Annotated in this window: 18 protein-coding genes; 11 read left to right on the top strand and 7 right to left on the bottom strand. The window is 33.5% G+C overall.

Features of this window, described 5'->3' with window-relative positions; translation table 11 throughout:
• The first annotated feature begins 109 nt into the window (after positions 1–109).
• The 9 genes from DN389_RS05405 to DN389_RS05365 all read left to right on the top strand — a co-directional run bounded on the left by DN389_RS05405 (position 110) and on the right by DN389_RS05365 (position 9490).
• Positions 110–451: a hypothetical protein gene (locus DN389_RS05405; protein WP_000648431.1), complete on the top strand. Its 342-nt coding sequence runs from the start codon at positions 110–112 to the stop codon at positions 449–451.
• Positions 444–782 carry an EamA family transporter gene (locus DN389_RS05400; RefSeq protein ID WP_001032266.1) on the top strand — a complete coding sequence of 113 codons (339 nt, stop codon included), beginning with the start codon at positions 444–446 and terminating at the stop codon, positions 780–782. The genes DN389_RS05405 and DN389_RS05400 overlap by 8 nt, the downstream gene beginning before the upstream one ends.
• 18 nt (positions 783–800) lie before the next feature.
• Positions 801–2723 (top strand): DUF2142 domain-containing protein, encoded by a 1923-nt coding sequence (locus DN389_RS05395; protein ID WP_088123646.1) that lies wholly within the window; start codon positions 801–803, stop codon positions 2721–2723.
• Between the two features lie 27 nt (positions 2724–2750).
• Complete coding sequence (locus DN389_RS05390) at positions 2751–3467, top strand: glycosyltransferase family 2 protein (protein ID WP_149236884.1); 717 nt, start codon at positions 2751–2753, stop codon at positions 3465–3467.
• Positions 3464–3856, top strand: a complete 393-nt coding sequence (locus DN389_RS05385) for a DUF2304 domain-containing protein (RefSeq protein WP_000155508.1) — start codon at positions 3464–3466, stop codon at positions 3854–3856. Before DN389_RS05390 ends, DN389_RS05385 begins: the two co-directional genes overlap by 4 nt.
• Before the next feature lie 391 nt (positions 3857–4247).
• The gene (galU, locus tag DN389_RS05380; protein ID WP_088123645.1) at positions 4248–5138 is read left to right on the top strand and encodes a UTP--glucose-1-phosphate uridylyltransferase GalU; all 891 of its coding nucleotides are present in this window, start codon (positions 4248–4250) and stop codon (positions 5136–5138) included.
• Between the two features lie 140 nt (positions 5139–5278).
• Positions 5279–6286, top strand: coding sequence for a glycosyltransferase family 2 protein (locus DN389_RS05375; RefSeq protein ID WP_088123644.1), 1008 nt, complete (start codon positions 5279–5281; stop codon positions 6284–6286).
• Positions 6287–6298: 12 nt separating this feature from the next.
• Positions 6299–6721, top strand: a complete 423-nt coding sequence (locus DN389_RS05370; RefSeq protein WP_001060120.1) for a GtrA family protein — start codon at positions 6299–6301, stop codon at positions 6719–6721.
• A gap of 90 nt (positions 6722–6811) precedes the next feature.
• Positions 6812–9490 carry a YfhO family protein gene (locus DN389_RS05365; protein WP_088123643.1) on the top strand — a complete coding sequence of 893 codons (2679 nt, stop codon included), beginning with the start codon at positions 6812–6814 and terminating at the stop codon, positions 9488–9490.
• Positions 9491–9623: 133 nt separating this feature from the next.
• Here DN389_RS05365 and DN389_RS05360 read toward each other — a convergent pair whose 3' ends face one another.
• From DN389_RS05360 to DN389_RS05340, 5 genes are all read right to left on the bottom strand, one after another.
• Positions 9624–11000, bottom strand: coding sequence for an O-antigen ligase family protein (locus tag DN389_RS05360; RefSeq protein WP_149236883.1), 1377 nt, complete (start codon positions 10998–11000; stop codon positions 9624–9626).
• A gap of 16 nt (positions 11001–11016) precedes the next feature.
• On the bottom strand, positions 11017–12084 hold the full coding sequence (locus DN389_RS05355; RefSeq protein ID WP_088123641.1) for a glycosyltransferase: 1068 nt from the start codon (positions 12082–12084) through the stop codon (positions 11017–11019).
• Positions 12077–13633, bottom strand: a complete 1557-nt coding sequence (murJ, locus tag DN389_RS05350) for a murein biosynthesis integral membrane protein MurJ (protein WP_098189430.1) — start codon at positions 13631–13633, stop codon at positions 12077–12079. Before murJ ends, DN389_RS05355 begins: the two co-directional genes overlap by 8 nt.
• A gap of 220 nt (positions 13634–13853) precedes the next feature.
• Positions 13854–14444: a biotin transporter BioY gene (locus tag DN389_RS05345; RefSeq protein WP_001252152.1), complete on the bottom strand. Its 591-nt coding sequence runs from the start codon at positions 14442–14444 to the stop codon at positions 13854–13856.
• Positions 14445–14494: 50 nt separating this feature from the next.
• Positions 14495–15238 carry a DUF3298 and DUF4163 domain-containing protein gene (locus DN389_RS05340; protein ID WP_098189431.1) on the bottom strand — a complete coding sequence of 248 codons (744 nt, stop codon included), beginning with the start codon at positions 15236–15238 and terminating at the stop codon, positions 14495–14497.
• A 95-nt stretch (positions 15239–15333) separates the two neighbouring features.
• On the opposite strand from DN389_RS05340, the gene DN389_RS05335 reads away from it, so the two are divergent.
• The gene (locus DN389_RS05335; protein WP_000520763.1) at positions 15334–15717 is read left to right on the top strand and encodes a hotdog fold thioesterase; all 384 of its coding nucleotides are present in this window, start codon (positions 15334–15336) and stop codon (positions 15715–15717) included.
• 36 nt (positions 15718–15753) lie between these two features.
• On the opposite strand, the gene DN389_RS05330 is transcribed toward DN389_RS05335, so the two are convergent.
• Together DN389_RS05330 and DN389_RS05320 are read right to left on the bottom strand one after the other, a co-directional pair.
• Positions 15754–17130 carry a glycine--tRNA ligase gene (locus tag DN389_RS05330; protein WP_060488162.1) on the bottom strand — a complete coding sequence of 459 codons (1377 nt, stop codon included), beginning with the start codon at positions 17128–17130 and terminating at the stop codon, positions 15754–15756.
• Between the two features lie 346 nt (positions 17131–17476).
• Positions 17477–18190 (bottom strand): DNA alkylation repair protein, encoded by a 714-nt coding sequence (locus DN389_RS05320; protein ID WP_149236882.1) that lies wholly within the window; start codon positions 18188–18190, stop codon positions 17477–17479.
• Positions 18191–18308: 118 nt separating this feature from the next.
• Here DN389_RS05320 and DN389_RS05315 point away from each other — a divergent pair, with 118 nt between their 5' ends.
• Positions 18309–18776, top strand: a complete 468-nt coding sequence (locus DN389_RS05315; protein WP_000390066.1) for a hypothetical protein — start codon at positions 18309–18311, stop codon at positions 18774–18776.
• The last annotated feature ends 68 nt before the right edge of the window (positions 18777–18844 follow it).

Here is an 18844-nt window from a genome sequence, read left to right as displayed (position 1 = left end):
TTTGGATCAATTATGTTAAAATTTGTTTCGTGTGTATATAAATTTAAAATGGCAATTTGTGAAAAAGTGATGATATAACTATTAATTTAAAAAAAAGAGAGTTGAGTGTATGAAAGCAACAATGAAGCATTATATATTTTTACATGTTGCCTTTTTTTTATACTCTATCATAATGGTGTATATGAAATGGGCGGCAAACTTTTCAGTTGGATCAATTTCTTTTTTTATTGCCTACATGATTCTTGTAATTCTTTTATTTGGATACGCAATAATTTGGCAGCAAGTTATTAAACCATTTGAAATATCTAAAGCGTACTCGCATCGGGGAGTCATTATTTTATGGGGACTATTATGGTCAGTTGTTTTCTTCGGTGACACAATAAAATGGAATAACTTAGTAGGTGCAGTCATTATTATTATAGGGATTGTCGTGGTGGTAAAAGATGAATAAATTTGTGTTACTTTACATTTTTGGAGTTGTTTTAGCAAACTATTCGCAAATTTTATTAAAGAAGGCAACATTATCGAATTATGATACAAAGTGGAAAGAATATGTAAATCGCTACGTAATTGTAGGATATTCTTTATTTGTAATTAACGCTGGATTAAACGTAATTGCCTTGAAAGGTGTTCCATTAAAACAAGCGCCTGTTATTGAATCACTTAGTTATATTTTTATTTTAATATTCAGTTGGTATTTCCTTGGAGAGAAAATTACCAAAAGAAAAGTAATAGGGAATGCTATAATTATTGTAGGGATTACAATTTTTTGCATTCAATAAATATAGGGAGTTTTAAAGATGTCCATGAAAAAAGGAACAAAATGGTTAATTAGCTTTTTAATCATATTTGCAGTATTGTTATTGTATGCTAGTTCTAAATCTAGCCTCTTGAAATCTGAAGGTGGCAATTTCAAAAATACTAAAGAAGGATTCCAGCTAAAGCAACAAGATAAGATTACACAACAGTTATCTAATAGTCATAAAAATATAGCAGCTATATCGTTACATTTTAATTCTGAAGTAAAACAAGCTCATTTCTCTGGAGAATTGAAGTTAATTACTAAAGGTGAAACTGAGAACATTAATCTTACTTCAGATATGTTTAAAGAAGATGGGGAACTATATATACCGCTTTCGAAAAAAATTCAAAAAAAATCAACAGATTTAAAAATAGTAATAGAAAACATTAAATTTGATGAAAATAAAGGGATTTATATTACTACAGCTTTTCCTATAGAAGATAAAATGATAGATGTCAATGGTGAGATGAAAGAAAACAAAGTAGTTGCTGTTGATTATCATTTATCATCTTTACCTTATTGGAAGTTGGGAGTGCTCTTAGTATTATCAGGACTAGTGGCACTATTATTAGTTTGGGCAGGGAAAAAAATTGTTGTTGAGTATGTTTTAATTGCAACGATTTTTGGAAGCTTTTTTGCTGTCTATACACCTATTCATCAAACTTCGGATGAGTGGGTTCACTTCTTAAAAAGCCAAGATGTTGCCCAAGGGAACTTTATTACACCAAAGCATGAGGGAAATGTAGGATATTTTGTTTCACAAAAAATCTTAGATACTTATTTACATCCTGTGCCAAGAAATGAAAAAATAAATCCGGATGTAGTTGATTATGTAAAACAATTTAGTATTCGACCTGACATGAAAAATCAACAATTATTTGAACCCCAAGCTACGACCGCGGTATATACAGTCATTCCGTACATACCACAAGCGATAGGAATTAAACTTGCCATGATAGCTGATACAAATATTTGGACGGCAAATATATTGGGACGTTTAGTAAATCTATTAGCATTTGTTATGATGTCTGCATATGCGCTTTATAAAATGCCTATAATGAGACGGACATTTATGTTCTTTATGTTAGCACCAATTATTATGTTCCATGCAGCAAGTTTATCTGCTGATGCAGTATTAATGGGTTCTAGCTTTATATTCATTGCATTGGTAATGCGTTTGTGGTTCAATGAAGATTTTAAAAAGTCAGAGTTTGTTGCAATGGCAGTATCGGGGATTGTAATGACGCTTTGTAAATTTACGTATTGGCCACTTTTATTACTAATGTTGTGTACAAGGGTATCAAAATACGGAATGAAGAAGAACTATTGGTTATTTAATATTGGTATAACAGGGGCCGCAGGATTACTTGTTGCGGGCTGGAACATATTTGTGATGAAATATGTAGGCGATGGTTTAAACAGTGGAAATGTATCGGCGACAGGTCAAATTTCTTATATGTTGAATCATCCCCTTGAAGCACTTAAAGTATTTATTCGTTCTTTTGATCATGGATTAGATGAGTGGTTTGAGATGTATAATACTTTTGGTTTCTTATCTACACCACTAAAAGGTATTCTATATTTATATCCGATTGTATTTGTTCTAATTGCAATAATGGATCAAAAAGAAGGAATCCCTAAGTTAGATTGGATGAAGAAATGGGGATTAAGATTTTGTAGTATTAGTGTAATTCTACTTGTTATGTTAAGTATATATATGACGTGGACAACAGTAGGTTTCCCATATGTTGTTGGAATTCAAGGGCGATACTTTATTCCGATTATTCCACTTATATTATTATTAATTCAGCAGCATTTTAAAATTAAGGTTGAGAAACCAAATATAGATATATTTGCAAGTAAGGCGGCAACCTTATTTTTGACATATGCGTTTGTATTTTGGTTTGTGAAGATATTTTAATTCAAAACACAAGGAGAGGAATTTCATTTGTCTAAAAAAAAGCTCATCATTATTCCTGCTTACAATGAATCAACAAATTTAATACATGTTGTAGAGGATATAGAAAAAAATGCTCCGGATTTTGACTATGTTATCATTAATGACTGTTCAAAAGATGATACAGAGCAAATATGTAAAGATAATAATTTTAATTATGTAAGCTTACCAATCAACTTAGGAATTGGCGGAGGAATGCAAACTGGTTATAAATATGCTCAGCGTCAGGGATATGATGTTGCGGTGCAATTTGATGGTGATGGACAACATGACGCGGCATACTTAGGTGCTCTTCTTCAGGAAATGGAGGAGACAGGAGCGGATATGGTTATTGGTTCACGTTTCATTAACAAAGAAGGATTCCAATCTTCATTTACAAGAAGACTTGGAATTCGTTTCTTTGAAAAATTAATAAGAATTGTATCGGGAAAAAGAATTACTGATGCAACTTCTGGATTTAGGATGGTAAATAACAAAATTATTAATGAGTTTTGTGAGTACTACCCGAAAGATTATCCAGAACCTGAAAGTATTGTGGCTGTACTCAGAAATAATTATCAAGTAAAAGAAGTTCCTGTGCTTATGCGAGAAAGAATTGGTGGCACATCATCTATTGTAAATTATAAAGCAATTTATTACATGATTAAGGTAACACTTGCGATTTCGATTGATCGATTGAAACCTAAAAGAAAGGAGAATGTTTCGTGACAATTCGCCTTCAAATATTAATTATATTAGGTGTGATAGTGGGGTTGGTTATTTTTACGAACTTGGTTCGTAAAGAAAAACTAGAGTTGAAATATGTGTTAACATGGTATGGCGTATTGATTGGTATTTTGATTATCGGTATTTTCCCTAAGGCCATTGATGGTATTTCAAGTGCTTTAGGTGTTGCTACACCAATTAACGCATTGTTCTTCGTAGGATTTATATTTGTTACATGTGTATTATTCTTTTTGACTGTAGTTGTATCAAGGTCTTCTATTCGGATTAAAGAATTGACACAAATTGTTGCAATTTACCAGCATGAAAATGAAAATATGAAAAAAAAGCTTGAAACAATGAACTATAAAAAACAAAAAGTAACTATTGAATAATAAATAAATGAAAAAAGCCGTTAGTATGATAAATATCAATGGCTTTTTTTATTAATAGTGGAAGTTAGTTTTATAATTGTTTGTCAAATGGTGACTAATAATAACAGGTATAAAGTATCAAATGTAAAATAGATGTTATGAAGTAACCTTGACGAATAAAGAGACAATCATGTAGAATTTGTACGGAGCGTTTTTTACAACTAAGGGGAAATTAACATGTAAAAGTCTTAGTGTAAAAAAGAGATTAATAGACATATATATTGTGGAAAACTTTATATATAAGATAAGGGTAAAATAAATGTAGCCAATAAATATGGTTTAGCAGGGAAAAATAACAAAATAAGTCCTGTTTAAATGAATGCAAATATAAACCAAGAAAGAGGTTATAAGCATGAAAAAAGTAAGAAAAGCTATTATTCCAGCAGCTGGTCTTGGAACACGTTTTTTACCAGCTACAAAGGCACAGCCTAAAGAAATGTTACCAATTGTTGATAAACCAACAATCCAATATATCGTTGAAGAAGCTGTAGCGGCTGGTATTGAAGATATCATTATCGTTACAGGAAAAGGAAAACGTGCGATTGAAGATCATTTCGATAATGCATTTGAATTAGAGCAAAACTTACTAGAGAAGAAAAAATATGAGTTACTTGAAAAAGTACAAGCATCTTCGAAAATGGTAGATATTCACTATATTCGTCAAAAAGAACCACAAGGTTTAGGACATGCAGTATGGTGTGCTCGTAAGTTCATTGGCGATGAGCCATTTGCTGTTCTTCTTGGTGATGATATTGTACAAGCTGAAAAACCTTGTTTAAAACAGCTTATCGATGAGTATGAGCATACACTTTCATCTGTAATTGGTGTGCAAACTGTTCAAGAAAATGAAACGCATCGCTATGGTATTATTGACCCATTAGAAAAAGAGGGACGCCGTTATCAAGTGAAGCAATTTGTTGAAAAACCAGCTCCAGGTGAAGCACCTTCAAACTTAGCAATTATGGGACGCTATGTGTTAACACCAGAAATATTCCGCTTCTTAGAAGAACAGCATATTGGTGCTGGCGGCGAAATTCAATTAACAGATGCAATCCAAAAGCTAAACGAAATTCAGCGTGTGTTTGCATACGATTTTGAAGGAAAGCGTTATGATGTTGGAGAGAAGCTAGGCTTTATTCAAACAACAATCGAAATGGCTTTACAACATGAAGAGTTAAAAGATGATTTATTAGCAATCATGGAAGAAATTGTAAATGAACAAAAAAATACTGTGAAAAATTAACTTATTTATAAATATGTGAGGTTAGACATAGTGAATTGGAGAAAGAGGTATTCTAAGATAAACATCCAGTTTACTATGTCTAATCTGTGCTTATAAGATGTTCTTTATGAGCAGGCTTGAAAAAGAAAGGAGCGCCTTTTTTGAAGACTATTACTATATTGGTACCGGCGTATAATGAAGAAGAGGTATTAGATCAATTATATAGTCGTTTAACGGGGGTATTTCAAGGCATTCCAAATTATAACTTTGAAATTTTGTTTGTTAACGACGGAAGTAAAGATCGAACGTTAGATATTATTAAGGAATTTAGAGTGAATGATAAGCGTATTTCGTATGTAGACTTATCACGGAATTTTGGGAAAGAAACAGCAATGATTGCGGGTCTTGATCATGCAATTGGAGATGCAGTAATTATTATTGATGCCGATTTACAAGATCCACCAGAATTAATCCCTGAAATGATTAAGTACTGGGAACAAGGGTATGATGATATTTATGCAAAACGACGCTCTCGTTCTGGTGAATCATGGGCGAAGAAATGGACGGCTGGTAAATTTTACAGCTTGCTAAAGAAAACAACAAGAATTCCGATCCAAGAAAATACAGGTGATTTTCGTTTACTAGACCGTCGTTGTGTTGAGGCATTAAAGAAAATTCGTGAAACGCAGCGTTATACAAAAGGGATGTTTAGCTGGATTGGTTATAATAAGAAAGAAATTTTATTCGATCGTGATCCTCGTGCTGCAGGTGAAACAAAGTGGAACTATTTCAAACTAATGGATCTTGCTATTGAAGGAATTACATCCTTTACAACAGCGCCATTGCGCCTTGCATCTTTCATGGGATTTACTGTTTCATTCTTAGCTTTTATCTATATGATTTGGATTATTATTAAGACGCTAATGTATGGTGAGTCAGTAAATGGATATCCATCCATGATGACAGCTATTCTATTCATCGGTGGTGTACAGTTAATTTCTATCGGTATTATTGGGGAATATTTAGGACGTATCTTCAATGAAACAAAACAACGTCCGCTATATTTTGTAGATGAATATAATGATGATAAAGTAATGAATATCGATGGCGATCAAAAAATGGCGAAATTATACAGCGTAGAAGATCGTAAAGTAAAATCAAATCACTAGGGGATTAGAAGCGTGAATAATAAAGCGAAAGAATTCTTTAACTATTTACTTTTCGGTGGTTTAACGACGTTAATCAACATTGTGACGTATTTTATTTGTGCAACGTTAGTTGGAATGGATTACAAAATAGCAACAACAATTGCTTGGATTGTATCGGTACTGTTTGCGTATATTACAAATAAGAAGTATGTATTTAACAGTCAACAAACAAGTTTTGCTCACGTAGTAAAAGAGTTTGTCTACTTTATGGGATTCCGTATTGTATCTTATTTCATTGATATCGCATCTATGATTGTTTTAATTGAATGGCTAGGTATGAATGATTTAGTAGCAAAAATTATTGCAAACGTTATTGTTGTGGTCGTAAATTATTTTGCGAGTAAATATATTATTTTTAAAAAGAAGACCGATATAGAAAACGGTCAAAACGCATAAAAACAATGGCTTGGCTATATGCCGGCTATTGTTTTTTATACATAGAATTTGGTAATAAATGATTAATGAAGAATGATATGGAGGAGTATAATGCAAGCTCTGTTAGATTTATTTAAGAAAAAGAAGTTTTTATATACTTTTGCTTTTTTACTTCCTTTTTCTATTTATGGTGTAGTTTTTATTTTACTGGGTGTTGCACCGTTTGGAGCAAAATCAATCCTTGTAACTGACTTACACACACAATATGTGCAGTTTTACACGTATTTATATGATGTGTTTAAAAATGGGAAAAGTATATTTTATAGCTGGGAAGGTGGAATGGGATTAAACTTCATTGGAGTATTTGCTTATTATTTAGCTAGCCCTTTTTCACTACTCATTCTCCTGTTTGATCGTTCGCATATTCCAGAAGCGATTATGTTAATGACTTTATTAAAAACAGGATTAGCTGGTTTTACAATGACATATTATTTAAGCAATATGATGAAGCGTCGTGAAATTGCTATTACGCTATTCTCAACTTTTTATGCCTTAATGTCATTTGTAACAGTATATTCTTTCTGTGTAATGTGGTTAGATGCCATTTATTTACTACCCCTTATTATGTTAGGTATTGAAAAGCTAGTTACAGAAAAAAAATGGGTGTTATTCACATTTAGTTTAGCACTTACATTTATTACGAATTTTTATATTTCCTTTATGGTAGGGATTTTTACATTTATCTACTTTGTAGCACGTTATTGTGTGCTTTACGATATTCGAAATATAAAATTATTAATGCAAAGGTTCGTATGGTTCTGTCTTGGAACAGGATTGGCAGGTGGAATGTCTGCATTTATTACGCTACCAACATACATGGATTTAAAGAGCAACTTTGTTGAACGTACTAAGATTCCATTCTCTACAGCATTTAATTTTGATCCGTTTGATTTTTATGCACGATTCTTTAATGGCGTAATTGATACGACAGTAAATGGAATGCCAAACGTTTATGCAGGTGTTTTAACTGTATTACTCATTCCATTATTCTTTATTACAAAAAGAATTTCATTGAAAGAAAAGATTGTATATGGAAGCGTACTGTTATTCCTAATCCTTTCTTTTGAAATTCCGTTTTTAAATATCGCTTGGCATGGTTTTGAGCCACCAACGAATTTCCCGTATCGTTATTCATTTACATTCTCCTTTGTACTCATTTATGTAGCAGTTCGAACGTTTATGGTATTCGAAGAAGAATTAATACCAGCTTTAAAAAAGGTTGTATTGTTTAATATATTTATGCTGCTATTATTAGGAAAAGTTGCACCAAGTTATATGCAGTCAAATAAGATTGTAATTAATGCCTTTTTAATCATTATGTATGCATTATTGTTATTTGGAAAAGTTCGCTTGCGAAAAAATAAAGCGATTATCTCTTTGGCTTTATTCGCTATAGTGGGGCTAGATGTAGCAGCTAATACAGTATACATGGTTAAGTTAATGGGTTATGAATACGGATATATTAATCGTCAAGAATATGCTTCGCCGTATCCAAAATATGAAGAGACCATTCAGAAAGTAGCCGAACAGGACAAGGGGCTTTATCGCATGGAAACGACAAGAGGTGTTACATGGAATGATGCGCTACGTTTTGGATATAAGGGCTTAACACACTTTAATTCTGTGGCAAATGGTCACTTGAATTTATACATGCAAGATTTAGGTTATGGGTATCTAGAGGCATTAATTTTACAAAATGGTAAAGGGATTCTCTCGACAGATGCTTTGTTTGGTGTAAAATATATGGTTTCTAATCAACCTTTAAATAAATACGGCTGGTCTGAAATCGATCATGTTGGAAGCAATTATGTATATGAGAATAAAAATGCGCTTTCGTTCGGATACATGGTAAATAAAGATGAATTTGATGTTAAAGGAAAAGATAAGTTGAAAGTACAAAGAATCAACTATATAAATTCCTTTGAGAAGCAAAATGAATTTATCGGAACTCTAAATGGGAAACAAACAAATTATTATGCATCGTTGGAACCGTCTTCTGTAGAATATAATAATTTATCAGTTGTAGAGAGTGAAAAAACAAAAGAAGAAATTGCTATTGAAAAGAAAAAAATTGCCCAGACAAAGCAAAAGCCTATTACATTGATAAAAAATCAAGAAGGGCAAAAGGCGAGCATTAAATATACATTTGACGTAAAAGGTAAGCAACAATTATATACAAAATTACGTGTAGAACCAACGGATGTTACGAAAGTATATGTGAATGGAAAATCACTTGGTAAAAAATTCACAGAATATCCTCGTTACTATTGGAACAATGGTATTCTAGATTTAGGTTATTTTGAAAATGAAAAGGTAGAAGTTGAAGTTCAGGTAAATCGTCATTCTATAGAGATTGAACAACAACTATTTTATGGACTTGATGTAGAAGCATTTGATAAGCGAATAAATGTACTGAAACAACAGTCATTTGATGTAAAGAATTACACAAGTCGCACGGTATCAGGAAAAATTGATGTGAAGGAAGATAACTATTTATTCCTATCTATTCCATATGATAAAGGCTGGAAGGCAACAGTTGATGGTAAAGAAGCTAAGTTACTTAAATTAAATGATGCATTCCTTGGATTAGATTTAGAAAAAGGAACGCATACAATCGAATTAAAGTATACTTCCCCAGGATTTGTAATGGGAGCAGTTGTTTCGTTTATTACTTTTGTTATCACATTACTAGGCGCTTTTATTGTATCAAGGAAACAGAAAAAAATATAATAAAAAAGGACTACTGATTATTTCAGTAGTCCTTTTTTATTATATATACATCCCGTAATGAGGAAGAAATACATCATGAAGACGGCATTCTCTAATATGTCAAGGAAACAGAAAAAAATATAATAAAAAAGGACTACTGATGTAGTCCTTTTTTATTATATATACATCCCGTAATGAGGAAGAAATACATCATGAAGACGGCATTCTCTAATATGTTATAAAAGGCACTTCCTACAATAGCACCAGCAACTAAACATAAGAGAATGGGACTAAATATTGAATTTCTTCTTAGTTTCCAGAAAGTACTTAAAATTCCATATGCAAATATCGAACATAAAATGACTCCAATAAGTCCTGTTTCTGCTAGAATTTGGATGTATTGGTTGTCAGAATAAAAATTCCATGTAATATTGTACGATTTATAAATTGGTGACGAGTATGTTTGAGTAGCTGCGTCACCAAATGTACCGAAACCATAGCCGGTAATTGGTTTGTCACGGAAGATTTCTAATGCTTTCTGTACATAATATATTCGACCATCTTGCTTACTTAATTCTAATGTGTCCTCTGAGAGTGCTTCTGAAAAGCGTTTTGCACCTAGAGAATCTCCTTCTAAATAGTTTGTCATGAGAGAGATTCCAGTAGTGCACATAAATGAGATGAGTATTATAGGGATTAATGCTTTCCAATACGGTATATTACGATGGATAATGATATAAAGCACTCCAAAAGTTATTAACGTTAAAAATGCTCCGCGTGAATAGGTTAACCATAAAGTTGTCGCGATAATTGTTAATCCTACATAGAGTGTGTACTTCATTCGTATGGAAGCATCTTTTAACAAATATAAAGAAATAAGAAATGCAATCATTAAATAAAGTGCAAGTTCATTTGGGCCACCAGCCATACCATATATACGAATTTTATTAGTAGGAGCTAGATCGAGATTTTTCCATACCTCCGGTAGTAACATACTACGAAGAGAAATTTTTTCAATTAAGCCTTGAATCGAAATGATAATTGCAGCCACGAAAGTTACTTTTGCAAACAATATGAAATCATCTCGGGTGAACGACAATCGAGAGACGATATAGAATACAAAATAGTATAGTAAAAGGGTATGTAACTGCATGATTATTGCTACTAAAGATACATTGTTAATTAATCCTACAATCGCTCCGAATAAGCAAAATAGGAAATATGCGATTTCAAAGTAATGAAATGTAAAAAGTTTTGAAACTGTATTTCGATATTGAAAAATGATTTTGCATAATAGAGCGAGAATAATGAAAATCCCAATAAATTTAAACCCTGTATTGTAAGCAGATAAAAAGGGGCGCATTGGAATAAATAATAGTAAATAAGCAATACCGAGCTTTTCATCTCGAAATGCAGTTATTGCTAATAATGCCGAAATGAATAGCCCGGTATAAGTTGCTGAAAATAATAATCCTAATATAACTAAGAAAATACCTAAAACTATATATTGAAACCGATTTAGTTGTATCATAATATATGTTGCTCCTTTAACATGATGATGGTATGCGGTAAATATGTTTCACCTCTTCTATCATTTTAGAGAAGGTGAAATTTTGTAAATAATATTCGCGTCCGCATTCTGCTAAAGAATAGTAGAGTTTGTCATCTTGTAATAATGTTGCCAGTGCAATTGCCAATTGTTCGACATCTCCATATGGTATAGAAATACCAGATTGATTTGGAACAATAACTTCTGGTAATCCGCCAATATTTGTCGCAATCACAGGCTTTTTCATAGCAATCGCTTCAATTGCTACATAGGATAGCCCCTCATTTTTAGAAGGAATTACGATGATATCGTGTGCACTATATTCTTTAATAATGTCATCTCGAAAACCTAATAAAGAAACGGAATTATTTAATTGTAAAGAAGTCACTAAGTCTTCTAATTGACTTTTTAATGGACCATCTCCAATAATGTTACAGTGCCATTGTAAAGAAGGGTATTTTGTTTTTAGTTTTTGTAAGCCGTGTATTAAAAATGGTTGTCCTTTTTCTTCACTTAACCTCCCAATTACAGCGATTTTCATCGGTTTATGAACAGATGGTAAATTGTTTAAATAAGGATCCTGTAAGCCATTATAAATTATTTTTAATTTATCTTTCTGAACTCCTTTTTGAAGGAGTTGCTGTTTCATAAACTGTGAAATACAAATGATGGTGTCATTATAACGAGTGAATATATTATTGCACCATTTTAAAGGAAGTGACATGGGGACATCCACATGGTATGTCCAAATGACACGGATGGATGCCCCTAATAACTTTGCTAAAATTGCAATATAATTTTCACGTAAAAATTGTGCGTGAACAATATCTACTTGCTCTTTTGCAATTATTTCTTTTAGTTTCCATGCAGTTTTTATATCAAAAGGGTGTTTCATTTCTATTTGATATATGGGTATATTTAATGCTTCAAACTTATGTAAGAAAGGACCAGGAGTAGAATATACAAGAATACAACATTCTGGATCCATAGATTGAATTAAATCTAGGACGTATTTTTCTGATCCACCATCCCCAACATAATTCAAAAGGTACATAATTTTATTCATTTATATCATTCCTTTTACCTAAAAATAGCGATAGCAATTGTTGTAGTTCTTTAATCTTTAACATGTAAGTGACTAATAAGTAAACGATGGCGCCAATCGCTATTGCTAATAAAATAAGCAACTTTGTATCATGTGTAAAATGAAGCATCAGCTTGGAAGTAAACAAGCTGATAAAGGATGCCACAATGCATTTGAATAAAAAGCCACCGTAGTACAAGTTTACTGCTTCTTTCTCTTTCATGAATTTTTGGAACATCCACAATAGTATGATTACTGTACTAGCCGATGCTATTGACGTAGATAGAGCTGCACCAGCTAAGCCCATTTTGTTAACGAGTATAATACATAATATAACATTTATAATCATGGAAAAAATTGATGCGTACATAATATATCGATTCAATTTTAAAGAAAATAGTAAACGATCAAGTAAATCTTTTAAAGGTTGCATGAGAGCGGCTAGCGCATAAAATTGCAATGCAGTTGCTGTCATCATAATAGAATCTTTCCCGAATTCACCATAGTTATAAACAACTTTGACAATTTGTTCTGTAAAAAAGGTAAAATAAATAAAAACGGGAATAAATAAATATAATAATACTTTTATATTCGTTTCCATTAAATTTACGAAATCTTTCCATTTTGAGTCAGTTACATAACCGACAAATTTAGGATACATAACTGTTAAGACTGGAGCAGCGATTAATCCAAGAGGAATGAAGTATAATTTTTGGGAATAATTAAGGGCTGCAATAGATCCTTCTTCTAATCCAGATACTAGTGTACGATCCACAAGTAGATTAATTTGAATAGATATACTTGTAATGAAAGCAGGAATACTCAACTTAATCATCGTTTTTAAAGAAGGGTCTTTCCAATCGATTACAAATCGATAGCGATACCCCTCGCGCTTAGAAGCAAAATAAACAAGTGTATTTTGTACAATGTTTCCGATAATAACGCCTAATGCGAGTGCGTAAATTCCAATCCAATTAACAAGGGAAACAAATATAATAAGGGTAATACCATTTAATACAACCCATTGCATGCTTGTAATGCGAAATTTATGTAAACTGTTCAAATAAGCATTAAAAATATCAATCATGAATGTACAGAATACAGTTGGGAAAATGATTTGTAATAGGTAAGCTGATAATAAAGCTGTTTGCTCTGGGAGCCCATTTGCAAATATTGAAATAAATAAGTTCGGCTGTAGTTCAATGAGCAAAAGCGGAATGAAAAAAATAAGTAGAACAATGTTTAAAAAGTTATTCATAAATCGATATGCTTTAAGGGAATCTTTTCCCTTTAACTCCATAAAGATAGGAATGAAAGAAAAGGCGAAGGCCCCTGTGATACCAGTAAAAACAATAGTTGGTATATTTAAAGCTACAACGTATGCATCAACGGCATGGTTTGTACCGAAATAAGCTCCAAGTGTGATTTCTTTTGCAAAGCCAAGTAGCTTTCCTAAAGCTGTCCCAAGCGTAAAAAATAGTGTTACTATGAGAAATCTTTTTGTATGTTCTTGAGAGGATTCTCTCCCCATCTATAATCAAATCCTTACTTTAGTTTAATTCTTTTTCAAGCATAATTTATTTGTATCTAAAAATCAAATATATATGAAGAATAGAAAGTACTAACCATATGAAAAAAGAGGCTATCTTCCAATAGAAGGATAGCCTCTTTAGTACGTAATAAAAACCCGATTAGGGAAGGGGAATAATAATCAAGGGAAACGGTATCTCATGCAAATATCAAAAAACAACTTATGAAACGAAGTGACTGTTTCGATAAGCAGAACGGCGTACAGCATAGTATATGCGAGGTGCGATAATAGCACCGATAATTGTAAATGCAATATCTTTTACTGCGAACCACATCATAATCATCCAAGCAGCTTTATAACTCATATTACCACCCATAAAGAAATTGACTGCCCCGTACATATAAGTAGTACCGATAATATAAGTTAAAATGATTCCTGTGAAAGAGGCAATTGCAAATGTACTGAATGTTGGTCGTTCTTTTTGTTCTACTAGTTTTCCGGATACGTAAGCAACGATAATAAATGCAATAATAAAACCACCAGTAGGATCTAAAAGTGCTCCAAATCCAGCTTTGAAGTTAGCGAAGATTGGTGCACCAGCTAAGCCAACGAGCATATACACAGTCATTGATAATGCGCCAAGTCTACTTCCAAGAAGAAGCCCTGCTAAAATTGCGAAAAATGGTTGCATAGATAATGGGATGCCCGCCACTTGCAGGAATGGTGCCCAAGATACAATATTTGCACCAATGGCCATAAGAGCGACGAACATGGCAGCTAATGCTAAATCTAAAACATGAAATCTTCTCACAATGTTAACCTCCTGTTGTTTTTAGGTTAACATTATCGTAGCGAAAATATTTACTTGTTGTCAATCAAAATATTTTGATAAGAAGGCTTCAAATAATCTCTTAGCAACGTATACGGAATACGAAATTGAGGAATTCCGCTTGAATAAGGAGCAATCTCATATAAAGGGAAATAAATGACGAGGTTGTCCGGTTCTAAAAAGAAGTGAAACTTTTTCGTGCTCATGACCTTTTCAGTTGCATCGGGAAAATAAATGCCTTCATTTTGTTTAATTTGTCTTACGATCTCAGCGCGGATTACTTCTTTATATTTATCTTCTTTTTGAAATAAATCATCTAAGCGTAGTAACTTTTTTTCGTTTAAATCAAATGTGTTTGCTTTCCACGTATAAAGACCGTGTGCTCCGCCTGTATATTGATAGTAATTCAAATATAGGCTGAGTAAGGGTGGTTTATTTAAGGAAACTTTATAATCAACATTCGCCACGTATGGATGAAAAGGTGTGCTAGATCCTTCCGTTTCTTTATAATATTTTTTTGCGTCTTTTTCTAATTTAGTTTTAAATTTGTCAGTAGATTTTTTGTAATAGAAATTGAGCTTATTTTGAAATTTAGAATCGGAAAAATTGTGAAAATAAGGTCTGTTAATTTGATATTCTATATAAGGTTTCTTACCTTTTTGTGTTACAGTCTGAACATCGATTGTCAGGTTGGATGCTTTGGCTGCTAGTGCACAATTTGGTACAATAGTCAGCAAGGAGAACATAAGCAGTAATATACAAAATTTCTGTTTCATTTAGGTGAAACCTCCTTATATAAGTGTTATAAGTAGTTTGAAAACAAATAGGTAAAATTATACATTCAATTAAAGTAAGAGAAGGAGGAAACGATATGGGAAAAACTTTAATGGATTCACTTGGAATTGAGTTGTTAGAGATGACAGAAGATAAGGTGGTTGCTACGATGCCTGTTGATGAGCGTACGCATCAGCCATTTGGTTTTTTACACGGTGGTGCATCTCTTGCATTAGCAGAAACAGTAGCAAGTGTCGGTTCGTACAATTTAATTGATCAAGAGAAATGTATTTGTTTCGGTCTAGAAATTAATGCAAATCACATTCGCTCAAAGAAAGATGGAATTGTAACAGCGATCGGAACACCGATACATAGAGGACATTCAACGATGGTTTGGGATGTACGTATTATTGATGAGAATGATGATTTACTATGTATATCAAGATGTACAGTAGCAATTAAAGAAAAACGTGAAAAGTAAAAAGAGGCGGCTCAATAGAGCGCCTCTTTTTTATAATTAGAACTGGATTTTCTTCTCTAAGAAGCCTTTTAGCTCGCTAATTGGCATACGAACTTGTTCCATTGTGTCACGGTCACGTACTGTAACAGCTTTGTCTTCAACTGAGTCGAAGTCGTAAGTGATACAGAATGGTGTACCGATTTCGTCTTGACGACGGTAACGTTTACCGATAGAACCAGTTTCGTCAAAGTCTACCATGAAGTCTTTAGCTAATTCTGCGAATACTTCAGTAGCACCTTCAGATAGCTTTTTAGATAATGGTAAGATAGCTGCTTTGTATGGTGCTAAAGCAGGGTGGAAACGAAGAACTGTACGAGAATCGTTTTCTAATTGCTCTTCTTCATATGCATCACATAAGAATGCTAATGTTACACGGTCAGCACCTAAAGATGGCTCGATGCAGTACGGTACGTAACGCTCATTCGTTTGTGGATCGATATAGTTAAAGTCTTCATTAGAGTGTTCCATGTGACGTTTTAAATCGAAGTCTGTACGAGATGCTACGCCCCAAAGCTCGCCCCAACCGAATGGGAATCTGAATTCAATATCAGTTGTTGCGTTACTGTAGTGAGATAATTCCTCTTCACCATGGTCACGAAGACGCATGCTTTCTTCAGTCATACCAAGTGAAAGTAACCAGTTCTTACAAGTTTCACGCCAGAATGCGAACCACTCTAAATCTTCACCAGGCTTACAGAAGAATTCAAGTTCCATTTGTTCGAATTCACGTGTACGGAATGTGAAGTTACCAGGCGTGATTTCGTTACGGAAGCTCTTACCAATTTGGCCAATACCAAATGGAAGTTTTTTACGCATAGAGCGTTGTACGTTTTTGAAGTTTACGAAAATACCTTGTGCTGTTTCAGGACGAAGGAAGATTTCGTTCGTGCTAGACTCTGTAACACCTTGGAATGTTTTGAACATTAAGTTGAACTGACGGATTTCAGTGAATTCTTGGCTACCACAATCAGGACACTTTACTTCATGTTCTTTCATTAAATCAGCCATTTGGTCGAAAGTAAGACCATCAACAACCATTTCGATGCCTTTTGCATCTAGTGCATCTTCAATTAATTTGTCAGCACGGTGACGCGCTTTACATTTTTTACAGTCGATCATTGGATCGTTGAAGTTACCAACGTGACCAGAAGCAATCCAAGTTTTTGGGTTCATTAAAATAGCTGCGTCTAAACCAACGTTATGTGGAGATTCTTGAATGAATTTTTTCCACCAAGCTTTTTTAACGTTATTTTTTAATTCGATTCCAAGTGGACCGTAATCCCAAGTGTTTGCAAGACCACCGTAAATTTCAGAACCAGGGAAAACAAAACCGCGATGTTTCGCTAAGTTTACAACTTGTTCCATTGAATACATAATAAAATCCTCCTTTTGAAAGTTAACGTATTGGCGATGACGTGCTCAGATACTAGTGAAACGAGCAGTATATGCTTTGAAAAACATAAAAAAACGCTCATCCCAAGGCTTAATTGCCTAGGGACGAGCGTTTGCCCGCGGTTCCACCCTAGTTGATACACAACAGGTGCATCCACTTTATCACGTATTGCTCGAGACTGCCGTTTCCTTGCGGCTTCAGGCTTTCACTATCCCTGAATCGCTTTTTGTGCAAGTACTTATAAGTCCGTCATCGCTACTTATATTAATAATAATGAACATATTCTAACACGTTCTTTTTTAAATCTCAATAGAAGAGCGCGTCTATCTATGATAGAGTCTCGCCTATTTTTTCGTTATTTATTCCGAAATTTTGTTTAATGTGCTTAATTGCTTCACGTTTACTAAGGGGAGCAAGCTCGTTATTTTGCACGTATTCCCAAACGACATCGGGCTTTGTTTTTGCATACTCGCGAAGGACCCAGCCAATCGCTTTTTGAATGAAAAATTCTTTTGAAGAATGTAGTTGTCCAATAATCCAGAAAAGAAGTTCTTCGTCCATCTTTTGTTTATATTTTAGCTGGAATAAAATAGCGGCGCGTTGTAACCATACGTTGTCTGATGCAATCCATTTTGGAATATAGGCAGAAATTAATTCCGGATGTTTTAAAAAGATATTCCCTAAAAATGTAGGGACGATGCTATCAACAGAATCCCACCAAGATTTTGTTACAATGAGTTCTTCTAAAAACGGGATATGAGTTTCGTTTATATGCTTTTTATATTTTTGCATAATATCGAGTGCGGCTGCTTGAAATTCACGTTCTGGTAAATCCCAAAGCTCACGTACGATAACTTGGAAATCTTTTTGATCTGGGAGAGTATGTATTTGGATGACGTCTTTCAATAGTTGTCTTCTTTCAGGTGTTTGAATACCGAGAAATGGGAAGTGATTTTTCATATAACGTGCCATCGGTTCTGCTTTTTCAAGATTTTTATGGGCTGTGAAATGCTCTTGTAATGCTTGTACAAATGGATGCATAAGTGCGTTCTCCTCTCTTATTATCTCGCTCCTATTATTATACAGAGAGTTTGGATAAATTTTAAAACATAACTTGCAATGGAATGAAATATGTTGAGAGTAGAGAGGAGAGGATAAGATGGAAGATCAAGGCGTACTAGCAGGTTTCTTTGCTCTTAGTTTTGCGTTTATTCTTGTTGTATTGATTTGGGCAATTATTGCGTATTTATTAACGGCTTTTGCACTGTATACGATGGCGAAAAATGATGGTGCAACGGATGGTGCTCTTGCGTTTATTCCTTTTTTAAATAGTAAGATATGGGGTGATTTAGCAAAAGACAAATTACCGGATTTCTTAAAAGAAGAAGCAGGATGGAAAGTATTCGGCATATATGTCGCGTGTTTCATTTTTAACTTCGTACCAATTCTATATTTATTAGCAACAGCTGTATCGATTGTACTATCTATTTATCTTATCTACGCTATTTTAGACAGGTACGGAACGAATTCTATATTATTTACAATTATTCATACCATCACATTTTCGGTTTTCTTGCCGATTCATTTGTTCATTATTCGAAATGAGCCGGTGAGGTATAACGAGTAGGGATATTTGAAAAATCATTCATATAATTGTATTGAACAAGAAAAAGGGCTGTCACATGTGACAGCCCT

This window comes from Bacillus sp. AY3-1 (assembly GCF_008368785.1).
GTDB classification, from domain to species: domain Bacteria; phylum Bacillota; class Bacilli; order Bacillales; family Bacillaceae_G; genus Bacillus_A; species Bacillus_A wiedmannii.
This window is presented reverse-complemented; position numbering and strand designations above follow the sequence as displayed.

Coding starts and splice junctions, on each gene's coding strand:
- DN389_RS05405 (WP_000648431.1), top strand. CDS start 110: ATGAAAGCAACAATGAAGCATTATATATTTTTACATGTTGCCTTTTTT.
- DN389_RS05400 (WP_001032266.1), top strand. CDS start 444: ATGAATAAATTTGTGTTACTTTACATTTTTGGAGTTGTTTTAGCAAAC.
- DN389_RS05395 (WP_088123646.1), top strand. CDS start 801: ATGTCCATGAAAAAAGGAACAAAATGGTTAATTAGCTTTTTAATCATA.
- galU (WP_088123645.1), top strand. CDS start 4,248: ATGAAAAAAGTAAGAAAAGCTATTATTCCAGCAGCTGGTCTTGGAACA.
- DN389_RS05365 (WP_088123643.1), top strand. CDS start 6,812: ATGCAAGCTCTGTTAGATTTATTTAAGAAAAAGAAGTTTTTATATACT.
- DN389_RS05360 (WP_149236883.1), bottom strand. CDS start 11,000: ATGATACAACTAAATCGGTTTCAATATATAGTTTTAGGTATTTTCTTA.
- DN389_RS05355 (WP_088123641.1), bottom strand. CDS start 12,084: ATGAATAAAATTATGTACCTTTTGAATTATGTTGGGGATGGTGGATCA.
- murJ (WP_098189430.1), bottom strand. CDS start 13,633: ATGGGGAGAGAATCCTCTCAAGAACATACAAAAAGATTTCTCATAGTA.
- DN389_RS05340 (WP_098189431.1), bottom strand. CDS start 15,238: ATGAAACAGAAATTTTGTATATTACTGCTTATGTTCTCCTTGCTGACT.
- DN389_RS05335 (WP_000520763.1), top strand. CDS start 15,334: ATGGGAAAAACTTTAATGGATTCACTTGGAATTGAGTTGTTAGAGATG.
- DN389_RS05330 (WP_060488162.1), bottom strand. CDS start 17,130: ATGTATTCAATGGAACAAGTTGTAAACTTAGCGAAACATCGCGGTTTT.
- DN389_RS05320 (WP_149236882.1), bottom strand. CDS start 18,190: ATGCATCCATTTGTACAAGCATTACAAGAGCATTTCACAGCCCATAAA.
- DN389_RS05315 (WP_000390066.1), top strand. CDS start 18,309: ATGGAAGATCAAGGCGTACTAGCAGGTTTCTTTGCTCTTAGTTTTGCG.